This is a genomic window from Qipengyuania gelatinilytica (genome assembly GCF_019711315.1).
GTDB classification, from domain to species: domain Bacteria; phylum Pseudomonadota; class Alphaproteobacteria; order Sphingomonadales; family Sphingomonadaceae; genus Qipengyuania; species Qipengyuania gelatinilytica.
The window spans coordinates 2,650,115-2,676,210 of sequence record NZ_CP081294.1; the positions used below are offsets into that span (position 1 = coordinate 2,650,115).

The following is a 26,096-nucleotide window of genomic DNA, read 5'->3' on the forward strand; positions in this document are numbered from 1 at the left end:
CTGCAAGTCAGGCGATGGAGTTGAACTTGTCGAAATCGGGACGCGGGCTGCGATCGAAGATGGTCGATTTGTCGCCATAACCGATTGCGCAGACCCAATCGGCGCGATGCCGCGGGTAATCTGCAAAGAAGTGCTCGGTCACCTTGTCGAGATCGACACCGGACATCGGTCCGCAGTCGAGGCCGAGCGCGCGTGCCGCAATCATGAGGTAGGCACCCTGCAGCGCGGAGTTGCGCGCGGCGCCCTCCTTGCGGCCGTTTTCATCACCTTCGAACCAGCTTTTCGCATCGGTGTGCGGGAAGAGCCAGGGCAGTTCTTCGTGAAAGTCGATATCGTAACCGATGATCACCACGGCGGGAGCGGTCCTGATCTTTTCCTTGTTACCCTCCGAAGCCATCTCGGCGAGCTTGTCGCGCGATTCCTGCGAAACACACCAGACGAAGCGCCCGGGGTGCATATTGGCCGAAGTCGGGCCCATTTTCAGCAAGTCGTAGATTTCGTGGATCTGCTGCTCGGTCACTTCCTTGTCGTGCCAGCCGTTATAGCTGCGCGCTTCGCGGAAAATCTGGTCGAGCGCGTCTGTCGACAGGTGGTTGTCGTGGAATTGCTTGGTCATGGTAGTCCTGGAAGTTCGAGGGTGGAGGTCAGGCTTCGCGGACTTCAACGACCTCGGGCACATAATGTTTCAGCAGGCCCTCGATACCGTGCTTGAGCGTAGCCGAAGACGACGGACAACCGGCACAGGCACCCTGCATCTGGAGATAGACCACGCCTTCCTTGTAGCCGCGATACTGGATATCGCCGCCATCGCCTGCCACCGCCGGACGGACCCGCGTTTCCAGCAGTTCGTTAATCTGCGCGATGATGTCGGCATCTTCCGCGCTTTCCTCGACCATAATGTCGTCCTCGGCCGGGACGGAGATGCCGCCAGCGGTGCCCGGCGCGAACAGCGGAGCTTCGGAGACGAAGTGGTCGAGCAGGACCGAGAGCACGATCGGCTTGAGATCCGACCAGCTGACGCCGGGCGCGGCGGTGACGGTTACGAAGTCGCTGCCGAAAAACACGTTGGTAACCTCACCCGTGTCGAAAATCGCCTGGGCGAGCGGACTCGCCTCGGCGGCTTCGGGGCTGGCAAATTCGCGGGTGCCCTGACCCATGACCGCGCGCTGCGGCAGGAATTTCAGGCTGGAAGGATTGGGCGTGGTTTCGGTCTCGATGAACATGGACGCGATGTAGGAGGCGGCGCTGGCAGGCACAAGGCACGAAAACCTCCCGACCATTCACTGGCGCTTCACACACCCTGTCCCTATATCCCGAGCCATGACAGGTACTTCGCGCGCTCTTCGGCGTCTCGCACTTCTTCTTCCGCTCACGTTGCTCGCCTCACAGGGCTTAACGGCACAGGGTTCGGCGCACGGGGGAGACGTCAGGGTCGCGGTCGTTCCGAACCCGGACGCGCAGCAGTATCCACGCCCTGAATCGCTTCAGGCCGAAGACGAAACCCCTTGGATCTACGAAGGCAGCGACGTTCCGCGCGACGAGGAATGGGCCTTCGGCAAGCTGGAAAACGGCCTGCGCTACGGTGTGCGCGAAAATGGTGTGCCGCCGGGCCAGGTGTCCATCCGCGTGCGTATCGATGCCGGTTCGCTGTACGAGGATGACGACGAGCTGGGCTATGCCCACCTGCTCGAACACATGCTATTTCGCGAAAGCCAGTATCTCGGTGTCGCAGAGGCCATCCCGCGCTGGCAGAAGCTGGGTGCGACCTTCGGCAGCGATACCAATGCCGAGACGAGCGCAACGCATACCGTCTACAAGCTGGACCTGCCCAATGTGACGCCGGCCAAGTTCGAAGAAAGCATGAAGCTTATTTCGGGCATGGTGCGCGCTCCGGTCCTGTCCGATGCCAATGTCGATGCAGAAGTACCGATCGTCCTGGCCGAAAAGCGCGAGCGCGGCGGTGTGGCAGAACGGATCTACGAAGCGCGCACGCGCACCCTGTTCGCAGGGCAGCGGCTGGCCGACCGTATCACCATCGGGACCGAAGAAACGCTGACCTCCGCCACCGGCGCCTCGGTGCAGAATTTTTACGATCGTTGGTACCGGCCTGAAAACACAGTCATCTCGGTTGTCGGCGATCTTGATCCGATGCTGCTTGCATCGATGGTCGAGAAGTATTTCTCCGGCTGGGAAGTCGAGGGCGAGCCTGTTGCGGCACCCGATTTCGGTGACCCGGTCGCACCCGCCGGCGCGGATCCGGCCAATCCGGTGGGCGAAGTCGCGGTCATCGCCGAACCGAACGTCCAGCGGTTCCTCACCCTTGCTTACCTGCGCCCATGGCGCCAGGTGAACGACACGATCGTCTACAACGAAGGCCGCCTGCAGGAGCAACTTGCCCTGCAGCTGATCAACCGTCGTCTCGAGGCGCGTGCGCGCTCGGGCGGCAGCTTCGTTCAGGCGGGCGCAGGCGAGATCAAGCTCAGCCGATCCACCCACATGACCGTGGTGCAGGTCGCCCCGCTGGGTAACGACTGGGAAGCTGCGTTGCAGGATGCACGCGCGGTGATTTCCGATGCGCTGACCAATCCCCCCACGCGGGAGGAAATGGATCGCGAGCTGGCCGAGATGGAAGTAGCCTATACCGATCTCGTGGAACAGCGCTCGGTCCTGCCCGCCGCGCGGTTTGCCGACGAGCTGGTGAATGCGGTCGATATCCGCGAAACCATCGCTGCGCCGGAAACCTTCCTGATGGTGTTCAACTCGATGCGCGCCAAGGCGACGCCCGAAAGCGTCCTTCAGGAAACCCGCGAATTGTTCACCGGAGATGTCATCCGCGCAGTCTACATCACTCCTGATGCCGGCGACGCGACAGAGCAGGGTGTGCGCACCGAGCTGCTGGAAGATGTCGATGCTGCTGGCAATGCCCGTCTCGCGGCCCAGACCGTCTCGTTCGACGACCTTCCGCCTATCGGCGAACCGGGTGAAATCGTCTCCCGCGGTTCGCATGGGATCGGGGAAGTTGAACGCATCACCTTCGACAACGGCGTGACAGCACTCCTGCTCGCCAACGAGTACGAGCCCGGGCGCACCTATGTGAAGGTCCGGTTCGGCAAGGGCTATCTCGCCTTCGAACCGGAGGACGCGGCCTATATCAGTCTTGGCCAGCAGGCGCTGTTCGCGGCCGGACTCGGCGAACTGGGCCAGGAAGAACTCGACCGTCTGCGCACCGGCCGCAAGCTCAGCTGGCAGCTCGAAATCGGCGACGGGACTTTCAGCTTCTTCTCCGAAACACGCCGTCAGGATCTGGCCGACCAGCTCTATCTCTTCGCTGCAAAGCTGAACATGCCGCACTGGGACCCGAACCCGATCACGCGCGCAAAGGCCTTGGCGAGCCTCGGCTACGAGCAATATTCCGCCAGCCCGGGGAGCGTCGTGTCACGCGACCTCAACTACTATCTCTATGACCAGAACCCGGTATTCCGCACCCCGACGCCCGAAATGCTCGAGGCCGCCGATGTCGAGGGCTTCCGCGAAGTCTGGCAACCGATCCTCGAACAGGGCCCCGTCGAAATCCTGATCTTCGGCGACTTCGATCGCGAAGAAGCGGTCGAGGACCTGCGTCGCACCTTCGGCGCCTTGCCCGATCGCAAGCCCATTCCGCAGGAAGTCCTGGCTCGCGAATACGCGCTGGGCGATCCCGGCGAAACTGTCGTGCGCTATCACAATGGCGAGGAAAATCAGGCCGCGGCCGTGATTGCCTGGCCTGCCGGTGCAGGGCGCGGCGGCATGCGCACTTCGCGCCAGCTTGCCATCCTCACCGAAGTCATCAGCAACCGGCTGCTCGATGCCATGCGTGAAAAGTTCGGCGCGAGCTATTCGCCCTCTGTACGAATGGACTGGCCGACCGACGTCGAGAGCGGCGGTTCGATCCTGGCCTTTGCGCAGATGCAGCCGAAAGACGTGCCGGTCTTCTTTGCCGAAGCCGACCGCATCGCGGCCGATCTCACGAAGAACCCTCCCACGGCGGAGGAACTCCAGCGCGCGGCCGAACCACTACGCAGCTATTACGAGCGCCTTTCGAGCGGGAATTACTTCTTCATGAGCGAACTGGAAGGTTCGACCACCGACATGCGCCGGATGCAGGCGCTGCGCGGCTTCCTGCAGGACTTCCAGCAGCCTTCCAGCGAACGCATGCTCACGCTGGCGCAGCTTTATCTGGCTGATCCGGCATGGCGCATGGCGGTGCTTCCCGAAGGACAGGAGCTTGCAACGCAGCTTCCCCCGGGTGGGGCTGCAGCAGGTCGCTGAGGCGATCACGGCAATCGCGCTTTTGCCTTTGCCAAGTTTAACCTGCTTGCGCGATAGGTCTGCATGGGCTTGGCAGGGCCCTGCAATTTTTGATCAAGTGGACTAATGATGACACGCGAATGGGCACCCGATAGCTGGCAGAACTTCGAAGCGAAGCACCTGCCGCGCTACGAAAGCGAAGCTGCGCTTGCCGAGGCAACGCAGGCGCTCGCCAGCCACCCGCCGCTGGTCTTTGCCGGCGAGGCGCGTGCCCTGAAGGCCGACCTTGCCGAAGTCGCTGCCGGAAAGGCATTCTTGCTGCAGGGCGGCGATTGCGCTGAAAGCTTTGCCGAGTTCCACCCGAACAACATCCGCGATACTTTCCGCGTGTTGCTGCAGATGGCGGTCGTCATGACTTTCGCCAGCAAGCAGCCGGTGGTGAAGGTGGGCCGCATGGCGGGCCAGTTCGCCAAGCCGCGCAGTTCCGATACCGAAACGCAGGGCGATGTGACGTTGCCGAGCTACTTCGGTGACAACGTCAACGGCATCGAATTCGACGCTGCCGCCCGGCACAACGACCCACAGCGCATGGTCCGCGCTTATTTCCAGGCATCGGCCACACTGAACCTGCTGCGCGCCTTTGCCGGCGGTGGTTATGCGAACCTGCGTCAGGTCCACCAATGGACACTCGATTTCATGGGCCGCAGCCCCTGGGCCGACAAGTTCTCCGATGTGGCAGACCGGATCGGCGAGGCACTGGACTTCATGGAAGCCTGCGGCATCGACCCGGCGACCGTTCCGCAACTGCAAGGAACCAGTTTCTACACCAGCCACGAAGCGCTTCTGCTGCCTTACGAGCAGGCGCTGACCCGTCGCGACAGCCTGACCGGCGACTGGTACGACACCAGCGCGCATATGGTCTGGATCGGAGACCGCACCCGCTTCGAAGGCAGCGCGCATGTCGAATTTGCGCGCGGTATCGGCAATCCGCTCGGCATGAAATGTGGCCCCAGCCTCGAGACCGATGCGATGCTCAAGCTGCTCGACACACTCAATCCCGCGCGGGAGCCGGGGCGCATCACGCTGATCAGCCGTTTCGGCCATGACAAGGTCGAAGAAGGCCTGCCGCGGCTCGTGCGCGCAGTGAAGGCGGAAGGGCATCCGGTCGTCTGGAGCTGCGACCCGATGCACGGCAATGTCGTCAAATCGGAAAGCGGCTACAAGACCCGCCCCTTCGACCGCATCCTGTCGGAAGTGAAGGGCTTCTTCGCCGTGCACCGCGCAGAAGGTACGCATCCGGGCGGGATCCATGTCGAAATGACCGGACAAGACGTAACCGAATGCGTCGGCGGAGCGGTTGCAATTACCGATGAGGCGCTCAAGGATCGCTATCACACGCATTGCGACCCGCGCCTCAATGCGGCGCAGTCGCTGGAACTCGCCTTCCTGATCGCGGAAACGCTGAATGCCGAACAGGCGCAACAGCAGGCCGACGCTGCCTGAGCATCGAGCCCGCTAAGGGCTAATCGCTAGGCTGCACGCTACCTGATCTTCGCGCTCCATCGCCTACTGCGTTTGCAGGAGGTGCTGTCGGTGCGTGCGAGTAGTGGTTCAGCGTTCGATTTCGTTGCGGTTCTGGCATGGGCGATACCCCTTGTTCTCGCCGCATGTGCAGTCCTGATCCCGGGCGAAATCGAGTACCCCGTCCTCCTGCTGGCGTCGCTCGCGGCACTGACAGCACTCTCCTACCGTCATTTGCGGCTGAGGCGGGCACTCGCGAGGGAGGCCGAGGGGCTTTCCCGAAGCGTCGAAGCGCTCGAGGCGGCCGAAGGGCTCGCCGGGATCGGCCGCTGGTGCATCGAACTGGAACCCAGAAGGCATCTCTGGTCGGAAGAAATGTGCCGCCTGGCGGGCCTCGAACCGGGGACGGCGCCGACGCGGCAAACGCTCTTGAAGATCATGCCGGACGGGCTGCATCAACTCGAAACGACGCTGTGCGCCCATGGTGCGGACCGCGAGAGTTACGCGGTCGAATTCGAGCTCGAGCATGGCTCCAGCGGCTGTCGTGTGTTGCGGGCGCGCGCACAGAACAGCTTTTCACCCGAAGGCCAGCGCGAGCAGGTCTTCATGGTTGTCCGCGATGTGACCGAGGAATATTCGCTCCATCAAGATCGCGAGCGCGCCATCGAGCGGGCCAAGCAGGCAGAGCGGCAAGCGAATACCGACCCGCTGACAGGGATTGCAAATCGCCGCGCAATCATGGGCGAACTCGACAGGCGGATCATTTGGGCGCGTGATACGGGTGAGCCGCTTTCGATAATCGTTTTCGACATCGATCACTTCAAGACAGTGAACGATCGGCACGGTCATATTACTGGCGATCGGGTCATTGCAGAGGTCGCCAAGATCGCCTCCGGACAGACGAGAGAGGACGACGAGGTAGGCCGGATTGGTGGCGAGGAATTCTTATGGATCATGCCGGGCTGCGACGGTCCATCCGCCCTTCGCGCGGCCGAACGCCTGCGCTGGGCCATCGAAGCCGGCACGCACGGAGCCCCGTTACCGCCGGTCACCATAAGCGCCGGCCATGCGGAAATGCGCAATGGCGACAGCGCACTGGTCCTTTTCGCGCGTGCTGACGAGGCGCTGTACGAAGCCAAAAGGAAGGGCCGCAACCGCGTCTCGCAGGCTGCCTGAGCGATGATCGTGTTCTAATTCAACGTATTGAGGGGGTTACGGGACTTTAAACCGTCACCGAAATGCGCCATGATGGTCCATGGTCGCCACTTTCTGGCGCCCGCAGAGAGGGGAGGGCGAGACTGTGTCCCGCACTCAAGCCGATCAATACCTGGCCGCCGATGGGCTTGCTGACCGCTATTCGGCGGTGCGCGCGCTGAGCGAAGCGCTTGTCTCGCCTCTGTCCGAAGCCGATGCGACCCTGCAGTCGATGGAAGACGCTTCGCCGGCGAAATGGCACATCGCGCACGTCACGTGGTTCTGGGAAACCTTCCTCTTGCGCGACCACCTAAATGGCTATCGCCTCTATGACGAGGATTGGCCGTTTGTTTTCAATTCCTATTACGAGGCGGAAGGTGAACGCATCGCGCGCTTTTCGCGAGGCATGCTGTCCCGGCCGACATTAGCGGACATCCTGGCTTGGCGTGCGCATGTCGACGAGGCGATCCAGCCGCTGCTGGAGCGTGAAGAATTGCATCCGCTGATCGATCTCGGCCTCGCACATGAGCAGCAACATCAGGAACTGCTCCTGACCGACATCAAGCATGCGCTTTTCCAGAACCCGCTTGGCCCGCAGATGTGGGACAAGGGCGTTGCTCAAGACACTGTGCGGCCGCAAGGCTGGTATTCGCACCCGGGCGGTATCGCGCTGGTCGGCCATCAGGCGGACGGTTTCGCCTTCGACAATGAAGGCCCGGCCCATCGCGTCCTGCTCGAACCCTTCGCGCTTTCGGCGAGCCTTGTAACCAATGCGGAGTGGGCCGAATTCATCGCCGATGGCGGCTATGAGGACGCGCGCCTCTGGCTTTCCGATGGCTGGGCGTGGCTCAACCAGAACAAGATTGCCGCACCGTCCTATTGGCAGGACGGGAAAGCTTTCACCCATTGCGGTTGGCAGAATCGTGCGCCCGACGCACCGGTGACGCACATCTCCTATTTCGAGGCCGATGCCTTCGCGACTTGGGCAGGGAAACGCCTGCCGACGGAGTTTGAATGGGAAGCCATCGCGCGCGGCCAGGAAGGCGATGCCCCGGCGCATGATCCGGCAGGCGGCAACCAGCTCGACGGAGCCGAGCCGCCGCTGCCGACCGGTAGCGAGGGCCTGTTCGGCGATTGCTGGCAATTCACGCGATCCGCCTATCTTCCCTATCCGCGTTTCAGGCCCGCCGAAGGGGCCGTTGGCGAATACAACGGCAAGTTCATGAGCGGGCAGTTCGTCCTCAAGGGCGCGAGCTGTGCTACCTCGCGCGGCCACTCGCGTCCCAGCTACCGCAATTTCTTCTACCCCCACCAGCGCTGGCAATTCACCGGGCTGAGATTGGCCAAGGACATATGAAGACCGAACAGGGAATAGCGCTCGTCGACCGCGACGAGGATGGTGTGGACCGGGCGTTCCGCGAAGACGTTCTTGCAGGGTTGAGCCAGCGCCAGAAGGCGATCCCTGCGCGATGGCTGTATGACGATGCAGGCTCGCAGCTGTTCGAAGACATCACCGACCTTGAGGAATATTACCCGACCCGCGCGGAGACTGAAATTCTCGAGGCGAGGGGGCAGGAATTTGCCAGGTTGATCGGTCCGGGGCGCGCCGTCGTCGAATTCGGTTCCGGCAGCTCGGTGAAAACGCCTCTCCTGCTCAATGCAATCGCTCCCGGTGCCTATGTTCCTCTCGACATCTCGGGGGATTTCCTGCGCCAGTCGGCTGCGGCCCTTTCCGAGAAGTTTCCCGGGCTAAACGTCCATCCGGTCGAAGCCGATTTCATGCGTGAAGTTGCGCTTCCCGAAGACGTGCTCGGCATGAAGAAACTGGGCTTCTTCCCCGGGTCGACGATCGGGAACATGGTCGCGCGGACTGCTGTCGACCTGCTGCGCTCGATGCGCGCGACGCTGGGTGCGGAAGAAGGTGAAACGCCGCAGCTGCTCATTGGCATGGACCTGGTGAAGGACCCGGAAGTGCTAGAGGCAGCCTATGACGATGCCCGCGGGGTCACGGCGCAGTTCAATCTGAACCTCGCGCGCCGGATCAATCGCGAACTGGGCGGGACCATTCCCGTTGAATCCCTGCGGCACACCGCCCCCTGGAACGACGACTTCGCACGTATCGAGATGCATCTCGAAGCGACGCGGGATATTGCCTTCAAGGTTGCAGGGCGAAACTTCACCATGAAGCGCGGCGAGACGATCCATACGGAAAACAGCCACAAGTTCACGCGCCGTAGCGCCAACACCCTACTGCTGGCAGGCGGCTGGACGCCGATCGAGCGCTGGACCGACGAGGCCGGGCGCTTCTCGCTCATCCTTGCCGAAGCGACCGAAAAGCGCGACGCGCCCTAGTTCATCGACGGGCAGGGTGCGATTGCCTATATCGGTCCCATGGAATTGCAGGCCGCCTTCGATGCAATAGCCGATATCGTTCGCGCCGTACCGCGATCGGGCTTGCTGATCGGCATGGTCGCCGCGCTTATTGTCGGCTGGATCGGCGCGCTCATGCTGCGCAACAAGATCGTCGGCGGCCGGATAGTGCGCTTGCTGAGTACGCTGGCCCTTATCGGCATCCTGCTCGCCGTTCTCTTGCAACTGGCGCGCTTCGATCCGCGGCTCGACGTGTTGACGGACCTAGGCTTGCCCGAGCAGCGGATCGAGGGAAGCGAGACCGTCATCCCGCTCGCTCCCGATGGGCATTACTGGTTGCTGGCACAGGTGAATGGCGTTCCGGTTCGATTCCTTGTCGACACGGGCGCCACGCTGACCGCACTGTCCTCCACTGATGCTGCAAGGGCCGGCCTTGAACCGCGGCCGGGGGGGCTTCCGGTAATGCTTGGCACTGCCAATGGCACGGTTACGGCAGAGCTCACCACGGTTACCAATTTGCAATTTGGCAATATCGAGGCGCGCGGCCTCGACGCGGTAATCGCGCCGAACCTCGGGCGGACCAATGTGCTCGGCATGAACTTCCTCTCGCGCCTGGCGGGCTGGCGGGTCGAGAATGGCGACCTTATCCTCGATCCCGGCGACCAGGCGGCAGAGTGAGCGTTTGACCGCAGCGCCAGAGCCGTTAAGTCGGCTGTGATGGCAAGCCCCACATCGCTCCCATCTCCGCCCGGCCTCGCCGACCTCCTCGGCCAGGGGCCCGTTTCGCTGTTCGTGGATTTCGACGGGACGCTGGTGGGCATCGCGCCGACGCCCGACGCGATCACGGTCCCGACCGACCTGAACCTGCGCCTCCACTCGCTGCGTGACCGGCTGGCTGGCCGACTGGCTCTGGTGAGCGGTCGCTCGCTGGACGACCTGCAATCGCACCTCGGTACGCTCGAAATTGCACGCGCCGGATCGCACGGAGCTTCGCGCTTTCGCGCAGACGGCTCGCGACTGGGACAAGCGCCTCGGGGCTTGCCCGATGATGCAGTCGCTGAATTGCGATCCTTCGCAGAAACGCACGGGTTGCTCTACGAGCAAAAAAGCCACGGCGGCGCGCTCCATTTCCGGTCGCGTCCGGAATCTAGCGAGGCAGCAATCGACCACGCCAAGGCGGTCGCCCTACGTCACGGGCTGGAATTGACCAGCGGCAAGTCGGTTGCAGAACTCGTCCGTCCGGGGGCGAACAAGGGCGCCGCACTCGAGGCTTTCATGGGGATCGAGCCGTTCTCCGGCAGCACTCCCGTCTTCATCGGCGACGATGTGACCGACGAGCACGGGATGGCCGCCGCAATCGAATTCTCGGGTTTCGGCATTGCAGTCGGGGAACGACCAAGCAAGGCTGCGCGCTATCACCTCGAAGACGTCGCCGCAGTGCACAATTGGCTGGATCTATGAACGAAGCAAACCTCGAACTCTCTCCCATTGGAAACTGCCAGGTGAGCGCACTGGTCGATAGCGAGGGAGGGTTCGTCTGGGGATGCGTTCCGCGGGTCGACGGGGATCCGGTATTCTGCTCGCTCCTCAACGGCGACAAGCGCGACGAAGGCGTCTGGCGCTTCGAACTGGAGGGACAGGTGTCCTCCAGCCAGCATTACATCCGCAATACGCCGATCCTGGTAACGCGCCTGGAGGCGGAAGACGGCAGCGCACTCGACATTTTCGATTTCGCCCCGCGTTTCGAACGGTCCGGGCGAATGTATCGCCCCGTGGCCTTCGCGCGTATCGTGAGGCCGGTTTCGGGCGCACCGCGCCTTCGCGTAAAGCTCGCGCCGATGAAGAACTATGGCGAGGAACTGGCCAAGACCACCAACGGCACCAACCATGTCCGCTACCTCGTCGGGGACCAGGCCTTGCGCCTCTCGACCGATGCGCCGGTCGGCTATCTCATCGAGGGTCGCAGCTACCGCGTCGAAAGCGACCAGCATTTCTTCCTCGGCCCCGACGAACCATTCGTGGGCAACATTCGCAGCGAACTGCGCCGGATGGAAGCGAGCACGAAGAAATACTGGCAGCACTGGGTTCGCGGCCTGCACATCCCGCTCGAATGGCAGGAAGAAGTGATCCGGGCCGCCATCGCGCTCAAGCTCTGCCAGCATGAAGAAACAGGCGCGATCGTTGCCGCCCTGACGACATCCATACCTGAGGCGCCGGGAAGCCAGCGCAATTGGGATTATCGCTACTGCTGGATACGCGACAGCTATTACACCGTGCAGGCGCTGAACCGCTTGGGTGCGCTCGATGTGCTGGAAAAATATCTCGCCTACCTGCGCAATATCATCGACGAGGCGCGCGGCGGGCAGATCCAGCCGCTTTATTCGGTCATGGGCGATACCGAACTGCACGAAAGCGAGGCCGAGCATCTTGCCGGTTATCGCGGCAACGGGCCGGTGCGCATCGGCAATGCCGCCTACAAGCAGGTCCAGTACGATTGCTACGGACAGATCGTCATGCCGACCGCGCAGGCATTCTTCGACACCCGCCTGTTGCGAATGGCCGACGAACGCGACTTCGAGCATCTCGAGGAAGTGGGCGAGGCGGCGTGGGCGAAGCACGACAAGCCCGACGCCGGCCTGTGGGAATTCCGCACGCGGCAGGAAGTGCACACCTATTCCGCCGTGATGTGCTGGGCCGCCTGCGACCGCCTGGCCAACGTGGCTGCGCGTCTCGGGAAGGGCGATCGCGTTACTTTCTGGAAAGAACGGGCCGAGGCGATCCGCGCAAAGATCGATGCCGAGGCATGGAGCGAGGAAGGCCAGCATTACGGCGCCAGTTTCGAGAGCGACTATCTCGACGCGAGCCTGCTCCAGATGGTCGAGCTGCGTTATCTCAAGGGCGATGACGAGCGCTTCCTCAAGACCTTCCAAGCGGTCGAGCGCGACCTGCGGCGGGGGGATCACATGCTCCGCTATGCCGCGGAAGACGATTTCGGCGCGCCGGAAACCGCATTCAACGTGTGCACCTTCTGGCTCATCGAGGCCCTGCACCTGACCGGGCGCAGCGCCGAAGCGCGCCAACTGTTCTGTTCGATGTTGAGCCATACGACCCGATCGGGCATGCTGAGCGAAGACCTCGACTATGACACCGGCGAGCTGTGGGGGAACTTCCCCCAGACCTATTCGCTAGTAGGTATCATCAATTCAGCTGGCCATCTTTCGAAGAACTGGAGCGAGGTACGGTGAGTACCGACGCCCGCCTTGTCGTGATCTCCAACCGCGTCGCGGTGCCGAAGGCACGCGGTGCGGCAGGGGCGCAAGGCGGTCTGGCCGGGGCACTGCACTCAGCCTTGAAGAGCCGCAAGGGCCTCTGGTTCGGCTGGTCGGGCGAGGAAAGCGGTACTGGGCGCACCGGCAATATCGCGACACAGACCAATGACGGTGTGACCACGGCGACCATCGACCTGTCGCAGAGCGATATCGAGGAATATTACAACGGTTACGCCAATTCGACGCTCTGGCCGCTGTTCCATTATCGCCTCGACCTCGCGAAATACGAGCGCGAGACCGGCAAGGGTTACGAGCGGGTCAACGAGCGCTTTGCCGAGCTGGTCACTCCGCTGCTCGAAGACGACGATGTTGTCTGGGTCCACGATTATCACCTGATACCGCTGGGCGAGCGGCTCAAGTCGCGCGGCTGCAAGAACCGCATCGGCTTCTTCCTGCACATTCCCTGGCCCGCCACGCGCCTGTTCGTCTCGCTGCCCTATCACGAGCGCTTGGTGCGCACGATGCTGCACTATGACTTGGTCGGTTTCCAGACGCAGGAATGGCTCGACAGCTTCCTCCACTATTGCCGTACCGAGCTTGGCGCGGATGTGGATGAGGGCACCGGCGAGGTCACCCTCGACGGGCGCACCACGATTGCGCGCGCTTATCCCATCGGGATCGACTGGGATCATTTCAGCAGCCTTGGGCAAAGCAAGGAAGCGTGGCAGGCGGAACAGCGCCTGAACGATTCCACACGCGGCCGCACCGCCATGATCGGCGTCGACCGGCTCGATTATTCCAAGGGCTTGCCGGAGCGGCTCGACGGCATATCGCGTTTCTTTGACCAGCATCCGGAACGGACGCGTGACCTGGTGTTCGTGCAGATTGCGCCGCCCAGCCGCGAGGATGTCGACAGCTACCAGCAAATCCGCGCCACGCTCGAACAGAAGGCCGGCCAGATCAACGGTGCGCGCAGCGAAGTCGACCTTGTGCCGGTGCGCTACGTGAACCGCGGATACACCCATTCCGAACTGTTCGGCTTTTTTCGCGCATCGAAGATCGGCCTTGTCACGCCGCTTCGCGACGGGATGAACCTTGTTGCAAAGGAATACATCGCCGCCCAGGATCCGGAAGACCCTGGCGTGCTGATCCTTTCGCGTTTCGCCGGGGCAGCGGGCCAGATGCAGGACGCGCTGCTCGTCAACCCGCACAGTCCGGACGATCTTGCGCATGCGATCCGCATCGCGCTCGATATGCCGCTGGAAGAACGCAAGGAACGTTACAACAGCCTGATCGGAACCGTGCAGGACGACAATGTGCAGGTCTGGACCAGAAACTTCCTCGCCGATCTGGACAGCAGCCGCGATTAGGCTTTCAGGATACGGCCCGGTTCGAAGGTGAATCGCGCCAGCGACCGGCTGCAAACTCCAGATGCTCGGTCAGTTCGCGATGGCGCGGCTTGTCCGATCTTGGGCGGAGGATTTCTTCGACTTCGCGCAGCAATGCCCCCGGTTCGAAGGGCTTGCGGACATAGGCTTGCGCGCCGTTGAAATAGGCCTGGTTTTCGTCCTCCACGCCGGAAATGCCGGTGAACATGATCACCGGAAGATCGTAATTCTCGGCAGAAGACCGCAGTGACCTGAGGACCTGGCTTCCGCTTAGGCCGGGCATGTCCTGATCGAGCAGGAGGAGGTCGGGGCGCCGCCATCGAAGCAACTCCAGGGCTTTTTCCCCGTCACCTACCCACCCACAGGCATAGCCTGCGTCCATCAGCAATTGGCACGCCAGCTCGGCAATGATCTCGTCGTCGTCCACGATCAGGATATGCGGCAAGTACTCCTCCTTTTCCGGCTCTTGGCGGAAGTGGTAGGGGAAGTCGCAAAACGCAGTGATTGCGGCAATACGCATTGTTACGCGGGTCTGTGACTGGCACTGACCTCTTCATGATTCGCGATCCCTTCCTCCCGACCGATGGCATTCACAATTTCCGCGATTTCGGCGGCTGGCAGATCGCCGGCACAGGGCGGGTGAAAAGCGGTCTGTTGTGGCGCTCCGGCCAGCATGTCGGCGCCAGCGATGCCGACCTGCAGGCTATCGATGCGCTCGGCATCAAGACCGTGATCGACCTGCGCGGGGCTTCCGAACGCGAGCGCAACCCCTGTCGCCGTGCGCCGGGTTGGGACGGCAAGGTCATCGCTTTCGAAGGCGAGACCAGCTCCAGCCCACCGCACATGGACGTCGCGCCCGACACCACGACGGCAGAATTTGCTCGCCAGCGCATGATCGGCGTTTACACCCGCATGCCGCGCAATCCCGCGATGACGGAGATGTTCTCGCGCTATTTCGTGGCCCTGGCCGACCGCGAGGGGGCAAGCCTCGTCCACTGTTTCGCAGGCAAGGATCGCACCGGCGTCGCTGCTATGCTGGTGCTGCACGTCCTGGGTGCCGACCGGGACCAGCAGATGGCGGAATTCCTGCGCACCAATGATGCGCCAACGCTGGAGGTGCTGGCTAGCCAGTCGGTTCCGGGTATCGAGGAACGGCTCGGGCGCAAGCTGGACGAGGAGGCGATCAGGGCGCTTCTCGAAGTCCAGGAGGACTATCTCGCCACCTTCTGGCGGGTGGTCGAAGAGGACCATGGGTCGCTCGATCGCTACCTTGAGGATGCATTAGGTGTGGATGAGGTGTTGAAGGACAGGCTGCGCGCGCGCTTCGTGGCGTGACTCTGCGCGGGGCAATGCCCATATAGCGCCTCCATCCCAATCCAGACGTACCAAGAGACTTCGACATGGCTACCCATCGCACCAAGATGCTTATCATCGGCTCCGGCCCCGCGGGCTATTCCGCTGCCATCTATGCTGCGCGCGCGATGATGGAGCCGATCGTGGTGCAGGGCCTCCAGCCCGGCGGCCAGCTGACGATTACCACCGATGTCGAGAACTACCCCGGCTTCGCCGACGTCATCCAGGGCCCGTGGCTGATGGAACAGATGCAGAAGCAGGCCGAACACGTCGGCACCCGCATGATGTGGGACACGATCGTCGACGTCGATGTATCGAAGGGTTCTCCTTTCACGGCCAAGGGCGACAGCGGCGATGAATATATCGCGGACGTGCTGGTCATCTGCACCGGGGCGCAGGCCAAGTGGCTCGGCGTTCCGGGCGAGATGGAGCTTGGCGGCAAGGGCGTGTCCGCCTGCGCCACCTGTGACGGGTTCTTCTATCGCGGCAAGAAGGTCGCCGTGATCGGAGGCGGCAACACCGCAGTCGAAGAGGCGCTTTACCTCACCAACCATTCCGACGATGTGACTCTGATCCACCGCCGCGACGAACTTCGTGCCGAAAAGATCCTGCAGGAGCGCCTGCTCAACCATCCGAAGATTTCGGTGCTGTGGAACAAGACCGTCGAGAGCTTCGAAGCGGGCGAAAGCGGCGCTTTGTCGACGCTCAACCTGCGCGACACCGTGACGGGCGAAGACAGCACTTTTGCCACCGACGGTGCGTTCGTGGCGATCGGGCATGCGCCTGCAACAGAATTGTTCAAGGGCAAGCTGCCGATGGACGACGGCGGCTATCTGCTCACCGAAGCGGGTTCACCCAGGACCGAGATTCCCGGTGTCTTCGCAGCCGGCGATGTGACCGACCAGGTCTATCGCCAGGCAGTGACCGCAGCGGGCATGGGCTGCATGGCCGCGCTCGATGCAGAGCGCTTCCTCGCGAACCTCGAAATCGACGCCGACGGTCACGCCCACGCGGCCGAGTAGCGCTGCAACAGCTAGTCGATGCGGCGATAGTCCCACCATTTGCGGGGCTTGCCCGGATCGCGGGGACCAATCACCCAGCGACCTACAACGTAGGCCGCAAGCCCAAGTCCCGCCAGCCACATGATCGCCGGATCGCTCACTGGTCCTTGTCCCGCTCGTAGAAGGGGATCCAGGCGTCGTGATCGATCCAGCTCTTGTTCTTGCGCGTCAGCAAGTAAAAGGCGAGCAGCCCCCAGAAGACGAACGAACCCGGTTGCCCTGAGAAGAGGAATTCAAGAAACTTCCACCAACCGCGATCGTCTTCCTGCATTGACCAGCCCTAGCTGTGGTCGTTTTCTCGCTCGAGAGAGGCTGGACCTAACGAGAGGGTTTTAACGAAGCGTGAGACCGACCCGCAAAAGGCCGGTCCCTGTCCGATCAGATATGAATGTCGAACGCCCAGATTGCCGCGTGGAAGATCAGCGCGATCAGCACGAGGCTTGACAGGGAAAATAGCACGAAGCGCACCATCACCTTGTTGGCGGTCGCCTGGACGATCGAGTGGATGATCCTGAGGCCGACGTAGATCCACGCCAGCAACGCGTTCATCCCGTCGCCCATTCCGACCATGGCGAGCAGTAGGGCGGTGGCATAGAACACCGTCGGCTGCTCGTGCAAATGGTTGTAATTATGGGCTTTCCACTGGACTTCGGCGGGGAGCGTCTCGTCGAGACCCTTGGTCTTGCGGGCATCGTCCGGCTGGATGCCGGCCTTGCTCATGGCGGGAATGCGGGTGGCGTACATCCAGACCCACATCACCATCGTCCAGGCGAGCAGGACGACGACGGGCTGGAGAATTTCGGCTTGAATCACGTGTTTCTCTCCTGATCAGGCAGGGGCGAGCGAAGGATCGAACAGCAGCGTTGCCATTACCGCGCGAACAGCGAGCACGGTCAGCACCAGCGTCGATATGAGGAACAGCAGGAAGCGAACCTTCACCACGTTGACCGTCGCCTGATAGACCGAGTGGATGATGCGGACCGCGACATAGGTCCAAGCCAGCAGCACATCGAGTGCACCGGCACCCATGATCGCGAGGATCACCACCGTCGGGTAGAAGATCGTCGGCTGCTCCATGAGGTGCACATAGTTATGCGCTTTCCACTGCACCTTGTCGGGTATCACGCCTTCAAGGTCCTGCCCGCGTCCGCCGGGCTTGGCATCGCCGAGGCCGCCACTGACCTTCTTGATCGCAGGAAGCCGGGTGAACGCCATCCAGTACAGCATGACGAGTGACCACAGCACGAGCACCGCTGCCGGTGCGAGTATTTGAGCCTGCATTTCGGATATTCCCTCCCAGTTGCAAAAGCAGACCTGTCCCGCAGGCCCGCAAATGTCAAACCTGCGCGATGGTCCGTGCAAAGCTCTGCGCATCGGTATTGCCCCCGGTGACCATGATCACGGTGTCCTCGTCCACCGGTACCTTGCCCGCCAGCGCTGCGGCGAGGGCGGCGGCGCCGCCCGGTTCGACCACGAGGTTGAGTTTCGCGAATGCAAAGCGCTGCGCTGCCCGTACCTCCTCGTCGGTCACCGAAACGCCCGGTTCTGCGCGGCCATGAAGCACGTCGAGATTGATCTGCTTGGTCGCATCGGGCTGCAATGCGTCGCAGATCGTCGCTGGCGGAGCATCGCCAACCCTTACGATCTCGCCCGCGGCCATAGCCTGACCGACCATGTCCCACCCCTCAGGCTCCACGAGGTGGATCGCGCTTTCGGGGCAGGCGAGAGCGAGGCCTGCGGCCAGCCCACCGCCACCGCAACACACCACCAGCCGCGAAGGCTGGCGCCCCATTTGCTGCGTGATTTCCACTCCGGCGCTACCCTGTCCCTCGATCACCCACGGATCGCCGAAGGCATGGACGAGCGTTCCGCCGCGCTCTGCAATCAGCTTGGCTGCAACTGCGTCGCGGTCCTCGCCAGGGCGGTCGTAGAGCACGATCTCAGCCCCCAGCGCCTGTGTGGCTTCCAGCTTCACCTTCGGGGCATTGCGCGGCATCACGATCGCGGCCTTGATCCCCAGCCTGCGGGCGGCCCAGGCAACGCCCTGCGCGTGGTTGCCGGAGGACACGGCCACGACCCCGCGGGCTTTCTCTTCCTCGCTCAGGTTCGACAGGCGCCACCAGCCGCCGCGGATCTTGAAAGCGCCGACAGGTTGCAGGCTTTCCGCTTTCACATGGGCCGTCACCCCGTCGATCTCGACCGGCAGGAGAGGCGTCGGCGGAAGGATCGCGCCGATCGATGCGGCGGCTTCGAGCACGCCGTCCCGGGTGGGCTTGCGCATATCGCTCATTGCTGGAGCCTCCCCCGATCCGTCCGACAGCTTGGAACGGATGGAACACGGTCCTGTCGGAACGTAATGATGCTCGCGCATGCGTGCATTGCGAGCGGCCTTGTAGAGCAGGGGGCGAGGGTGGTCATGTCCTTCCCTATGACTCAGCCTTGCGCGCTAGGGAACGGCTTTTCGCGGATCGATTGGCGTCTCCCGCGCATTCGGTTACAGGGCGCGCAAGAATCGGATTTCAAGAAAAGAGGTTTCATCCATGTCGACAGTTCTGGTCATCGGTGCAGGCGGCGTCAGCTCGGTCTGCGTTCACAAGATGGCGATGAACAAGGATATCTTCACCGATATCCATCTCGCCAGCCGCACCAAGTCCAAGTGCGACGCCATCGCCGCCAGCGTGAAGACCCGCACCGGCGTGGATATCTCGACCTACGAGATCGACGCGGAAGAAGTGCCCGCGATGGTGAACCTCATCAATAAGGTCCAGCCGAGCCTCGTCGTGAACCTCGCGCTGCCGTATCAGGACCTGCCGATCATGGACGCCTGCCTCGAAGCGGGCGTGAGCTATCTCGACACGGCGAATTACGAGCCGAAGGACGAGGCCAAGTTCGAATACCACTGGCAGTGGGCCTATCACGACCGCTTCAAAGACGCGGGCCTGATGGCGCTGCTCGGTTCGGGTTTCGACCCGGGCGTGACCAGCGTATTCACCATGTGGCTGAAGAAGCACAAGCTGAAGACCATCCGCCAGCTCGACATCCTCGACTGCAACGGCGGCGATCATGGCCAGGCTTTTGCGACCAACTTCAACCCGGAAATCAACATCCGCGAAGTGACCGCGCCCGCGCGTCACTGGGAGAACGGCGAATTCGTCGTAACCCCCGCGATGGGCAAGAAGGTCGAATTCGACTTCGAGGGCGTCGGCCCCAAGAACATGTACATGATGTATCACGAGGAGTTGGAAAGCCTCGCCAAGTTCAATCCCGAACTCGAGCGTGCGCGCTTCTGGATGACCTTCGGCGATGAATACATCAAGCACCTCACCGTGCTGCAGAACGTCGGCATGACGCGCATCGACCCGGTGCGCTACCAGGGCAAGGACATCATCCCGCTGCAGTTCCTCGCCGCTGTGCTTCCCAAGCCCGAAACGCTGGGCGAAACGACCAAGGGCAACACCAATATCGGCGTCATCGCGACCGGCGAAGCGCTCGACGGGTCGGGCGAGAAGACCTTCTACATCAACAATATCTGCAGCCACGAAGCGGCTTACGAGGAAACCGGCAACCAGGCGGTATCCTATACCACCGGCGTGCCCGCGATGATCGGTTCGGCGATGATGGTCACCGGCAAGTGGTCGGGCGACGGCGTGTTCAACATGGAAGAGATGGACCCCGATCCCTTCATGGACATGCTCAATGAGCACGGCCTGCCGTGGCAGGTGAAGGAACTGGATGGCCCGGTCGACTTCTAACGCCCTTGCAGTCGCGGGCGCGCTGGCACTTGCCGCGTGCTCGGGGCCGGGCAGGGAAGACGCGCCGCGCGTCGAGATGGATGCCGACTGGGCGCAGGTGCCGGACGGCACCGCCTACGGCGAATTGAGCGCGGTCGATGTCGACAGCCACGGCCATATTTTCGTGCTCCATCGGGCCGGACGGGAGTGGAAAGAGCCATTCCCGACCGACCTGATTGCCGAGCCGACGGTTTTCATGTTCGCTGCGAACGGCAAGCTGCTCGGCAAATGGGGAGCAAATACGCTCGTCATGCCGCACGGCCTGTCGGTCGATGACGAGGACAAGGTCTGGATCACCGACGTTGCGCGAGAGCAGGTGCTGCGTTTCAGCCACGATGGTGCGGAGGAGCTTGCGCTGGGCGAACGCGGCGTGACCGGGCAGGACGACGGGCACTTCGGTCGTCCGGCCGATATCGCCTTCCTTCCGGGTAGGGTGCTGGTCGCCGATGGCTATCTCAATGACCGGATCGCGGTGTTCGACCGCGATGGTAATTTCCTTGAAAGCTGGGGCGAGGAGGGCGGGGGTCCGGGCGAGTTCGACCTGCCTCACTCGGTCGCAACCGATGCGACCTACGTCTACGTCGCCGACCGCGAGAACGGGCGTGTCCAGCTGCTCACTCATGCAGGCGAACCCATTGCAAGCTGGAAACCGGAAGGGACGGGCCATCCCTACGCCGCAAAGCCCATCGGGGGCGGCTATGTGCTGGTTATCGAAGGGCGCGACGCGGAAGGGCGCTATGGCGCGATCGGCAGGCTCTACCGCGAGGACGGTTCGCTCGAACGCGTCTTCGATGCGGGCGTCGACCCGCGGACCGGCACAAGCCTCGGCCACGACATCGCACTCGCCCGCGATGGCAGCGTCTACATGGTCGACAACAAGGCCAACCGCGTGGTGAAGTTCGAACTTGCCACCGCCGGCCTCGAAAACAGCGAGTGAGTTCGCCCTTTCGCATTGCCGCGCGCGCGCCTAGATGCGCCCCATGGAAACAAAAGCCGGCGATCCGGGCGCCTTTGCCCATTTCGATTTGAACCGTGTCGACAGCCCCGCATTCGTCGTGGATGCGGCGAAGCTGCGCGCCAATTGCCAGGTGCTGGCCGAGATCCGCGACGAGGCGGAGATCAAGATACTCTCAGCGCTCAAGGCGTTCTCGATGTGGAGCGCGGCGCCGATCATTGGCGAATATCTGGATGGTGTCTGCACCTCGGGCCTATGGGAAGCGCGGCTGGCTTCCGAATTCTACGATGGCGAGATCAGCACCTATTGCGCGGCCTACAAGCCGGAGGAACTGGACGAGGTCTGCCGCCTGTCGGACCATGTGATCTTCAATTCGCCCGGCCAGATGCAGCGCGCTGCGCTCATTCTCGAGAATGCGCGTGCGAGCGGACAGGATTTCGAAGTCGGCCTGCGCATCAATCCGCAGGTACCGACCGGCGAAGTGCCGCGCTACGATCCCTCCAGTCCCGGCAGCCGTCTCGGCTTTCCGATCGACCAGCTGACACCCGAAATCATGGAAGGCGTCGAGGGTATTCACTTCCATAATTTGTGCGAGCAGGACTTCGAGCCGCTGCACCGGACGTGGGACAAGGTTTTCGATGCGATCGAGCCGTGGTTCGGCCAGCTCAAGTGGATCAACATGGGCGGCGGGCATCACATCACCCGCGCCGACTACCAGCGCGAGGAACTGGTCGAATTCCTCAAGGACGCCAAGGAGGATACTGACGCCGAGATTTATCTCGAACCGGGCGAAGCTGTCGCCCTCGATGCGGGTATCCTTGTGGGCACCATCCTCGACACCGGCTTCAACGGTCTGCCTGTCGCGATTGCCGACGTATCGGCGACCTGCCACATGCCCGATGTGATCGAAGCACCCTATCGCCCCGCAATGCTGGGCGAGGCCGCGGACGCGCAGTCGCCGGAGGTACGCATCGGCGGGCCTTCCTGCCTCGCCGGCGATGTCATCGGGGACTACCGCATTCCCGGCGGCGCCGAGGTCGGCAAGCGTTTCGCCTTCCTCGACCAGGCGCATTATTCGATGGTTAAGACGAACACGTTTAACGGGGTGCAGCTGCCGTCGATTTACATGTGGGACAGCGAGACCGACTCCCTCGAACTGGTGAAGGAGTTCGGTTACGAAGATTTTCGCGGAAGGCTGAGCTAGGTCGCCGGTCCGCCAAGGGGGGTAGTTCTTATGAAAAAATACGCACTTCGCGCAGCGATCCTTGCTGGTTCGATCACCATGGCTGGCGCCATGGCGGCCGCCCCCGTCGCGGCGCAGGAATACGTGCCCGAAAAGGTGGTGAAGTCGGTTTCGACGGCCGACCTGCGCGCGCTGGTGGCTTCGTTCGACCATGAAGAGGTCAGGGTCATCGAAGAGGAATACATCGTCATCGGCCGCGATGAAGAAGGGCTTGCGTATACTCTCTTCGGCACCGCGTGCGATGTCGGGTCGGTTCCGGGATGCCAGGGCATCATGGCGCAGGTCCGCTACGACCTGCCCGACAGTGTCACCCACGCGCGACTGGCGAAGGCCAACCTCCAGAACGCGGCGCTGAATGTTTGGGCGGACTACGAAAACGAGACACTGGGCGTCACCCGTTATGTCGTGATCGACTACGGCGTGACGATGGCCAACCTGCGCGAAAACATCTCGGTTCTGCTCAGCCTCGCACCAGGGGCCGTAGGTACCGCGACCGGCGACGAATAGGGTCCGAAGCTCCGGGGCGCGCCTCTAGATGGCGCTTTCCGGGAGCGGTAAGTCGACCGGCTGTGCGAGGTGCTCGTCGGGCTGTCGGAACGGCCCGCTGCGCAATGTTTTGATAGGGTAAGTCCGGAGCCGAAACGCGAGCGATTTGGCTTGATTTTTTGCCGAATCTTACTATTTGCGCTGCTCCTGCTGCCCCAAGGGGACTTCCTAACCGCAAGGCAGCTTGTCGTTTCATGGTCCGTACGGACCGTTTAGGGGGTCCCTTGAGTTGCAGCATTTTCCTGATGCCAAGGCTGTAGTCCGCGCACTTGCGCCGGACGAACCTGTTATCCTCAACCGCCCGCACGCCGCTGCGCGCGCTGCCCGCTTCTTTGTCGAGAAGTTTCCGGGCAAGTCGCTCTATGCGGTGAAGGCCAATCCGTCACCCGACCTGTTCCGCATCCTGTGGGACAATGGCGTAACGCATTATGACGTCGCTTCCATCGCGGAAGTGCGTCTCGTGCGCTCGGTACTGCCCGATGCGACGCTGTGCTTCATGCACCCCGTCAAGTCGCCCGGCGCGATCCGCGAAGCCTATTTCGAACACGGCGTGAAGACCTTCAGCCTCGACTCCAGCGAAGAGCTGGCGAAGATCGTCAAGGCGACGCGCGATGAAGACGGCAAAGACGCCACCGACCTGCGCCTGTGCGTTCGCCTACGCGTCTCGTCGGAGCACGCGGCGCTGAGCCTTGCGAGCAAGTTCGGCTGCGACCTCATCGAAGCGCCCGCTCTGCTGCAGGAAACCCGCCAGTATGCGGACTGGCTTGGCGTCTGCTTCCATGTCGGCAGCCAGGCGATGAGCCCGTTTGCCTATGTGCAGGCGCTGGACCGCACCCGTGCGGCGATTGCCGAGGCATCGGTGGTCATCGACATGATCGACGTGGGCGGGGGCTTCCCCTCGGTCTATCCGGGCATGGAACCGCCGCCGCTCGAAGACTATTTCAAGATCATCCACCAGCACTTCTACGCGCTGCCGATCGCCTACAACGCAGAGCTGTGGTGCGAGCCCGGCCGTGCGCTGTGCGCGGAATACAGCAGCCTGGTGGTGAAGGTGGAAAAGCGCCGCGGCGAAGAACTCTATATCAACGACGGCGCCTATGGCGCGCTGTTTGATGCCGCTCACGTGGACTGGAAATTCCCGGTTCGCGCGCTTGAAGACGACCTCATCAAGCCGGAGATGGATTTCGCCTTCTACGGCCCGACCTGTGACGATGCCGATTACATGCCGGGTCCTTTCGCCCTGCCGGAAGACATCCAGGCCGGCGATTATGTCGAGATCGGCATGCTCGGCGCCTATGGCGCGGCGATGAAGACCGATTTCAACGGCTTCGGCGCAGCGGAACGCATCTTCGTGACCGACGAACCGATGGCGAGCCTCTACGACGGCAGCCGCTCGCGTCCGCAGGCCGACAACGTCGTAAACCTGCGATAGGCAGAAATCATCCGTACTCGGAGCGGTGGCTTTCGAGTACGGATTTTACCCGCCCGAGCGCTTCTCCGACGAGCGTGGGGAATTCTTCCGTATCCAGCTCCCGAACGGCGTTGTGAGCCGCGGCAATGCGCTTGGCCTGCGCCCAGTCCGTGCCCAGCGCGATCGCCCATTCGCGAAACTCGTCGGCTGCACCGGCATGTGGCTTGAGCGCCTTGGCCAATGTCGGGTGGAAATCGACCCTCCGGATCATCGACAGCAGCGAAAGCGGGAAGCCCTTGTCGAGATAGACAAGCGTGTCATCGACATGGATCGTCCCGCTGCTGCGGTGCAGGGCAAGCACGGACGAGAAATGGACGTCCTCGTCCTCGCAGACAAGCGGCACACCGGCAGGCACCTTGAAATCGAAATCGACGCCGAACTTGTCTGCAAGACCGGAGTCCTCGCACAGCGTTTCCTGCCACGGCAATTGCGGCAGCTTCCGTTTGTGCCGCAAGGTGCCGTAGAGGCGAGCATCGGGATAAGCCTCGTGCATCCACTCGCAGTGCAGCGTGTGGAAGGGGTGCAGGTTGAGGATCGCGGTCAGCTTGCGCCCGTTGTCGGTCAGCAAATCGACCTCGCTCTTCACGTCATCGGGCAACGTATAGCTGTCCAGGAAGACGTAATTCCCGTCCGCGAGGCGCACGAGTGAGGCCTGGGTGCCTAGATTGACAACCCCTCCCAGCTTGAAATCGCCGCTTACGCGCCAGAAGCCTTCGCCAATTTCGGTCAGTCTGCCTGTCATGAATTCGCCTCCTGCAAAGCGAACCATCGAGGGATGCAAGGTTTCCGGGACCGCAAGAATATGGCGATGCTGGTGGGCTATTCCCCGAAGCGCACCATCACCTGCGCGCCGACCCCGACATCGGGGCTGCCGTCGGCAAGGCCGGTATAGGCGTAACCCTGCAAGCGCAGGTCGTCGTTGAGCTTGTGGGTGAGCGAGCCGGTCACTTCGCTGCGATTGGGCGAAGTGGGCAGCGAGCCGTCGCGCCAGTCGTAGTCGAGCCCGAAGGTGCTGTCGCCGGAGACGAAGTAGAGCCCTGCACCGGCGAGCCACGCATCCTCGAGCGGATAGTCGTCGTTCTGGCCGTTGAAGCGGCGCCCTGCGCGCACGGCTGCGCTGACATCGCCGAAAACCTGCAGCACTTCACCCTGCAGCGTGAAATCGGTCGTACCGGTGCTGAGCGCCTTCTCCTGCGAACCGGTCGGCAGTTTGACCTTGCCGGTCACGTCGAAATAGGTCGTGTCCGACACTTCGAAGGAATAGGTCGCCGCTACATTGGTGTCGCCGATGCCCGAGCGCGAGGCCGTACCCGTCGAACCGCTGCCACCGCCGGGACCACCACCGCCGGGACCACCACCGCCGGGTCCGCCGCGCACGCCGCCTTCACCCGGAATGAGATCGGCGGGGCCCGAAACGTTGATATACGGCACCGACACGCGCAGGTTGAAGTCGCCGGTCTGCCATTTCACCGTAACCGGTACGGCGAGGAATTCGGTGTCCTCGTCCTGGCCGTAGTCGCCGGTCGAATAGTCCGCGCCGACTGCGAGCTGTACGTAATCGTCGTCATCGGCATGCGCGACAGATGGAATGGCGATGAGGCAGGCAGTTGCCGCGCCGGCTGCGAAGGACTTTTTCATGTTTGGATC

26 protein-coding genes are annotated in these 26,096 nt (G+C 62.5%); 16 read left to right on the plus strand and 10 right to left on the minus strand.

Going from position 1 to position 26,096, the window contains the following annotated elements; all coding sequences use genetic code 11:
* Positions 1-7: 7 nt before the first annotated feature.
* Both K3136_RS13145 and K3136_RS13150 read right to left on the minus strand, forming a co-directional pair.
* Positions 8-616, minus strand: a complete 609-nt coding sequence (locus K3136_RS13145) for a malonic semialdehyde reductase (protein ID WP_221430743.1) — start codon at positions 614-616, stop codon at positions 8-10.
* Between the two features lie 28 nt (positions 617-644).
* A complete protein-coding gene (locus K3136_RS13150; protein ID WP_221430744.1) occupies positions 645-1,223 on the minus strand; it encodes a NifU family protein in 579 nt (192 codons plus the stop codon).
* 97 nt (positions 1,224-1,320) lie between these two features.
* Between K3136_RS13150 and K3136_RS13155 the strand changes: the two genes are divergently transcribed.
* From K3136_RS13155 to K3136_RS13195, 9 genes are all read left to right on the plus strand, one after another.
* A complete protein-coding gene (locus K3136_RS13155; protein ID WP_221430745.1) occupies positions 1,321-4,308 on the plus strand; it encodes a M16 family metallopeptidase in 2,988 nt (995 codons plus the stop codon).
* Between the two features lie 108 nt (positions 4,309-4,416).
* Positions 4,417-5,790: a class II 3-deoxy-7-phosphoheptulonate synthase gene (locus K3136_RS13160; RefSeq protein WP_221432335.1), complete on the plus strand. Its 1,374-nt coding sequence runs from the start codon at positions 4,417-4,419 to the stop codon at positions 5,788-5,790.
* Between the two features lie 90 nt (positions 5,791-5,880).
* Complete coding sequence (locus tag K3136_RS13165; RefSeq protein ID WP_221430746.1) at positions 5,881-6,984, plus strand: GGDEF domain-containing protein; 1,104 nt, start codon at positions 5,881-5,883, stop codon at positions 6,982-6,984.
* A 124-nt stretch (positions 6,985-7,108) separates the two neighbouring features.
* Positions 7,109-8,359 carry an ergothioneine biosynthesis protein EgtB gene (gene egtB, locus K3136_RS13170; protein ID WP_247711367.1) on the plus strand — a complete coding sequence of 417 codons (1,251 nt, stop codon included), beginning with the start codon at positions 7,109-7,111 and terminating at the stop codon, positions 8,357-8,359.
* Positions 8,356-9,354 (plus strand): L-histidine N(alpha)-methyltransferase, encoded by a 999-nt coding sequence (gene egtD / locus K3136_RS13175; protein ID WP_221430748.1) that lies wholly within the window; start codon positions 8,356-8,358, stop codon positions 9,352-9,354. Before egtB ends, egtD begins: the two co-directional genes overlap by 4 nt.
* A 39-nt stretch (positions 9,355-9,393) precedes the next feature.
* Entirely contained in the window at positions 9,394-10,050 is a 657-nt protein-coding gene (locus tag K3136_RS13180) for a retropepsin-like aspartic protease family protein (protein WP_221430749.1), read from the plus strand.
* A 39-nt stretch (positions 10,051-10,089) separates the two neighbouring features.
* Entirely contained in the window at positions 10,090-10,833 is a 744-nt protein-coding gene (gene otsB / locus K3136_RS13185) for a trehalose-phosphatase (protein ID WP_221430750.1), read from the plus strand.
* Positions 10,830-12,617 (plus strand): glycoside hydrolase family 15 protein, encoded by a 1,788-nt coding sequence (locus tag K3136_RS13190; protein ID WP_221430751.1) that lies wholly within the window; start codon positions 10,830-10,832, stop codon positions 12,615-12,617. Before otsB ends, K3136_RS13190 begins: the two co-directional genes overlap by 4 nt.
* Positions 12,614-14,011 (plus strand): alpha,alpha-trehalose-phosphate synthase (UDP-forming), encoded by a 1,398-nt coding sequence (locus tag K3136_RS13195; protein WP_221430752.1) that lies wholly within the window; start codon positions 12,614-12,616, stop codon positions 14,009-14,011. Before K3136_RS13190 ends, K3136_RS13195 begins: the two co-directional genes overlap by 4 nt.
* Positions 14,012-14,015: 4 nt before the next feature.
* Here K3136_RS13195 and K3136_RS13200 read toward each other — a convergent pair whose 3' ends face one another.
* On the minus strand, positions 14,016-14,549 hold the full coding sequence (locus K3136_RS13200; RefSeq protein WP_247711368.1) for a response regulator: 534 nt from the start codon (positions 14,547-14,549) through the stop codon (positions 14,016-14,018).
* A gap of 35 nt (positions 14,550-14,584) precedes the next feature.
* Between K3136_RS13200 and K3136_RS13205 the strand changes: the two genes are divergently transcribed.
* Together K3136_RS13205 and trxB are read left to right on the plus strand one after the other, a co-directional pair.
* The gene (locus K3136_RS13205) at positions 14,585-15,364 is read left to right on the plus strand and encodes a tyrosine-protein phosphatase (RefSeq protein WP_221430753.1); all 780 of its coding nucleotides are present in this window, start codon (positions 14,585-14,587) and stop codon (positions 15,362-15,364) included.
* 65 nt (positions 15,365-15,429) lie between these two features.
* Positions 15,430-16,404, plus strand: coding sequence for a thioredoxin-disulfide reductase (gene trxB, locus K3136_RS13210; RefSeq protein WP_221430754.1), 975 nt, complete (start codon positions 15,430-15,432; stop codon positions 16,402-16,404).
* Between the two features lie 11 nt (positions 16,405-16,415).
* Here trxB and K3136_RS14145 read toward each other — a convergent pair whose 3' ends face one another.
* From K3136_RS14145 to K3136_RS13230, 5 genes are all read right to left on the minus strand, one after another.
* Positions 16,416-16,544, minus strand: coding sequence for a hypothetical protein (locus K3136_RS14145; RefSeq protein ID WP_282099959.1), 129 nt, complete (start codon positions 16,542-16,544; stop codon positions 16,416-16,418).
* Positions 16,541-16,714, minus strand: a complete 174-nt coding sequence (locus K3136_RS13215; protein ID WP_221430755.1) for a hypothetical protein — start codon at positions 16,712-16,714, stop codon at positions 16,541-16,543. The genes K3136_RS14145 and K3136_RS13215 overlap by 4 nt, the downstream gene beginning before the upstream one ends.
* A gap of 107 nt (positions 16,715-16,821) precedes the next feature.
* Positions 16,822-17,256: an MAPEG family protein gene (locus tag K3136_RS13220; RefSeq protein WP_221430756.1), complete on the minus strand. Its 435-nt coding sequence runs from the start codon at positions 17,254-17,256 to the stop codon at positions 16,822-16,824.
* Between the two features lie 15 nt (positions 17,257-17,271).
* Positions 17,272-17,724: an MAPEG family protein gene (locus K3136_RS13225; RefSeq protein WP_221430757.1), complete on the minus strand. Its 453-nt coding sequence runs from the start codon at positions 17,722-17,724 to the stop codon at positions 17,272-17,274.
* A 55-nt stretch (positions 17,725-17,779) separates the two neighbouring features.
* Positions 17,780-18,733, minus strand: a complete 954-nt coding sequence (locus K3136_RS13230) for a threonine ammonia-lyase (protein WP_221430758.1) — start codon at positions 18,731-18,733, stop codon at positions 17,780-17,782.
* Between the two features lie 250 nt (positions 18,734-18,983).
* Between K3136_RS13230 and K3136_RS13235 the strand changes: the two genes are divergently transcribed.
* From K3136_RS13235 to K3136_RS13255, 5 genes are all read left to right on the plus strand, one after another.
* Positions 18,984-20,195 carry a saccharopine dehydrogenase family protein gene (locus K3136_RS13235; protein WP_221430759.1) on the plus strand — a complete coding sequence of 404 codons (1,212 nt, stop codon included), beginning with the start codon at positions 18,984-18,986 and terminating at the stop codon, positions 20,193-20,195.
* Complete coding sequence (locus K3136_RS13240) at positions 20,176-21,171, plus strand: peptidyl-alpha-hydroxyglycine alpha-amidating lyase family protein (RefSeq protein WP_221430760.1); 996 nt, start codon at positions 20,176-20,178, stop codon at positions 21,169-21,171. Before K3136_RS13235 ends, K3136_RS13240 begins: the two co-directional genes overlap by 20 nt.
* Before the next feature lie 43 nt (positions 21,172-21,214).
* Positions 21,215-22,393, plus strand: coding sequence for a carboxynorspermidine decarboxylase (locus K3136_RS13245; protein WP_221430761.1), 1,179 nt, complete (start codon positions 21,215-21,217; stop codon positions 22,391-22,393).
* Positions 22,394-22,423: 30 nt separating this feature from the next.
* Positions 22,424-22,939 (plus strand): YbjN domain-containing protein, encoded by a 516-nt coding sequence (locus tag K3136_RS13250; RefSeq protein ID WP_221430762.1) that lies wholly within the window; start codon positions 22,424-22,426, stop codon positions 22,937-22,939.
* Positions 22,940-23,207: 268 nt separating this feature from the next.
* Positions 23,208-24,410 carry a type III PLP-dependent enzyme gene (locus K3136_RS13255; RefSeq protein WP_221430763.1) on the plus strand — a complete coding sequence of 401 codons (1,203 nt, stop codon included), beginning with the start codon at positions 23,208-23,210 and terminating at the stop codon, positions 24,408-24,410.
* 7 nt (positions 24,411-24,417) lie between these two features.
* Here the strand turns inward: K3136_RS13255 and K3136_RS13260 are convergent, their stop codons facing one another.
* Together K3136_RS13260 and K3136_RS13265 are read right to left on the minus strand one after the other, a co-directional pair.
* Positions 24,418-25,191, minus strand: a complete 774-nt coding sequence (locus K3136_RS13260) for a hypothetical protein (RefSeq protein ID WP_221430764.1) — start codon at positions 25,189-25,191, stop codon at positions 24,418-24,420.
* A 77-nt stretch (positions 25,192-25,268) separates the two neighbouring features.
* Entirely contained in the window at positions 25,269-26,087 is an 819-nt protein-coding gene (locus tag K3136_RS13265) for a transporter (RefSeq protein WP_221430765.1), read from the minus strand.
* Positions 26,088-26,096: the final 9 nt, after the last annotated feature.

What these genes read in the sequence shown, in the direction of transcription:
- K3136_RS13150 (WP_221430744.1), bottom strand. Translation starts at nt 1,223, where the DNA reads ATGTTCATCGAGACCGAAACCACGCCCAATCCTTCCAGCCTGAAATTC.
- trxB (WP_221430754.1), top strand. Translation starts at nt 15,430, where the DNA reads ATGGCTACCCATCGCACCAAGATGCTTATCATCGGCTCCGGCCCCGCG.
- K3136_RS13250 (WP_221430762.1), top strand. Translation starts at nt 22,424, where the DNA reads ATGAAAAAATACGCACTTCGCGCAGCGATCCTTGCTGGTTCGATCACC.
- K3136_RS13265 (WP_221430765.1), bottom strand. Translation starts at nt 26,087, where the DNA reads ATGAAAAAGTCCTTCGCAGCCGGCGCGGCAACTGCCTGCCTCATCGCC.
- K3136_RS13235 (WP_221430759.1), top strand. Translation starts at nt 18,984, where the DNA reads ATGTCGACAGTTCTGGTCATCGGTGCAGGCGGCGTCAGCTCGGTCTGC.
- K3136_RS13200 (WP_247711368.1), bottom strand. Translation starts at nt 14,549, where the DNA reads ATGCGTATTGCCGCAATCACTGCGTTTTGCGACTTCCCCTACCACTTC.
- K3136_RS13155 (WP_221430745.1), top strand. Translation starts at nt 1,321, where the DNA reads ATGACAGGTACTTCGCGCGCTCTTCGGCGTCTCGCACTTCTTCTTCCG.
- egtD (WP_221430748.1), top strand. Translation starts at nt 8,356, where the DNA reads ATGAAGACCGAACAGGGAATAGCGCTCGTCGACCGCGACGAGGATGGT.
- K3136_RS13180 (WP_221430749.1), top strand. Translation starts at nt 9,394, where the DNA reads ATGGAATTGCAGGCCGCCTTCGATGCAATAGCCGATATCGTTCGCGCC.
- K3136_RS13215 (WP_221430755.1), bottom strand. Translation starts at nt 16,714, where the DNA reads ATGCAGGAAGACGATCGCGGTTGGTGGAAGTTTCTTGAATTCCTCTTC.
- K3136_RS13190 (WP_221430751.1), top strand. Translation starts at nt 10,830, where the DNA reads ATGAACGAAGCAAACCTCGAACTCTCTCCCATTGGAAACTGCCAGGTG.
- K3136_RS13260 (WP_221430764.1), bottom strand. Translation starts at nt 25,191, where the DNA reads ATGACAGGCAGACTGACCGAAATTGGCGAAGGCTTCTGGCGCGTAAGC.
- K3136_RS13145 (WP_221430743.1), bottom strand. Translation starts at nt 616, where the DNA reads ATGACCAAGCAATTCCACGACAACCACCTGTCGACAGACGCGCTCGAC.
- K3136_RS13245 (WP_221430761.1), top strand. Translation starts at nt 21,215, where the DNA reads ATGGAAACAAAAGCCGGCGATCCGGGCGCCTTTGCCCATTTCGATTTG.
- otsB (WP_221430750.1), top strand. Translation starts at nt 10,090, where the DNA reads ATGGCAAGCCCCACATCGCTCCCATCTCCGCCCGGCCTCGCCGACCTC.
- K3136_RS13230 (WP_221430758.1), bottom strand. Translation starts at nt 18,733, where the DNA reads ATGAGCGATATGCGCAAGCCCACCCGGGACGGCGTGCTCGAAGCCGCC.
- K3136_RS13160 (WP_221432335.1), top strand. Translation starts at nt 4,417, where the DNA reads ATGACACGCGAATGGGCACCCGATAGCTGGCAGAACTTCGAAGCGAAG.
- K3136_RS13225 (WP_221430757.1), bottom strand. Translation starts at nt 17,724, where the DNA reads ATGCAGGCTCAAATACTCGCACCGGCAGCGGTGCTCGTGCTGTGGTCA.
- K3136_RS13240 (WP_221430760.1), top strand. Translation starts at nt 20,176, where the DNA reads ATGGCCCGGTCGACTTCTAACGCCCTTGCAGTCGCGGGCGCGCTGGCA.
- K3136_RS13205 (WP_221430753.1), top strand. Translation starts at nt 14,585, where the DNA reads ATGATTCGCGATCCCTTCCTCCCGACCGATGGCATTCACAATTTCCGC.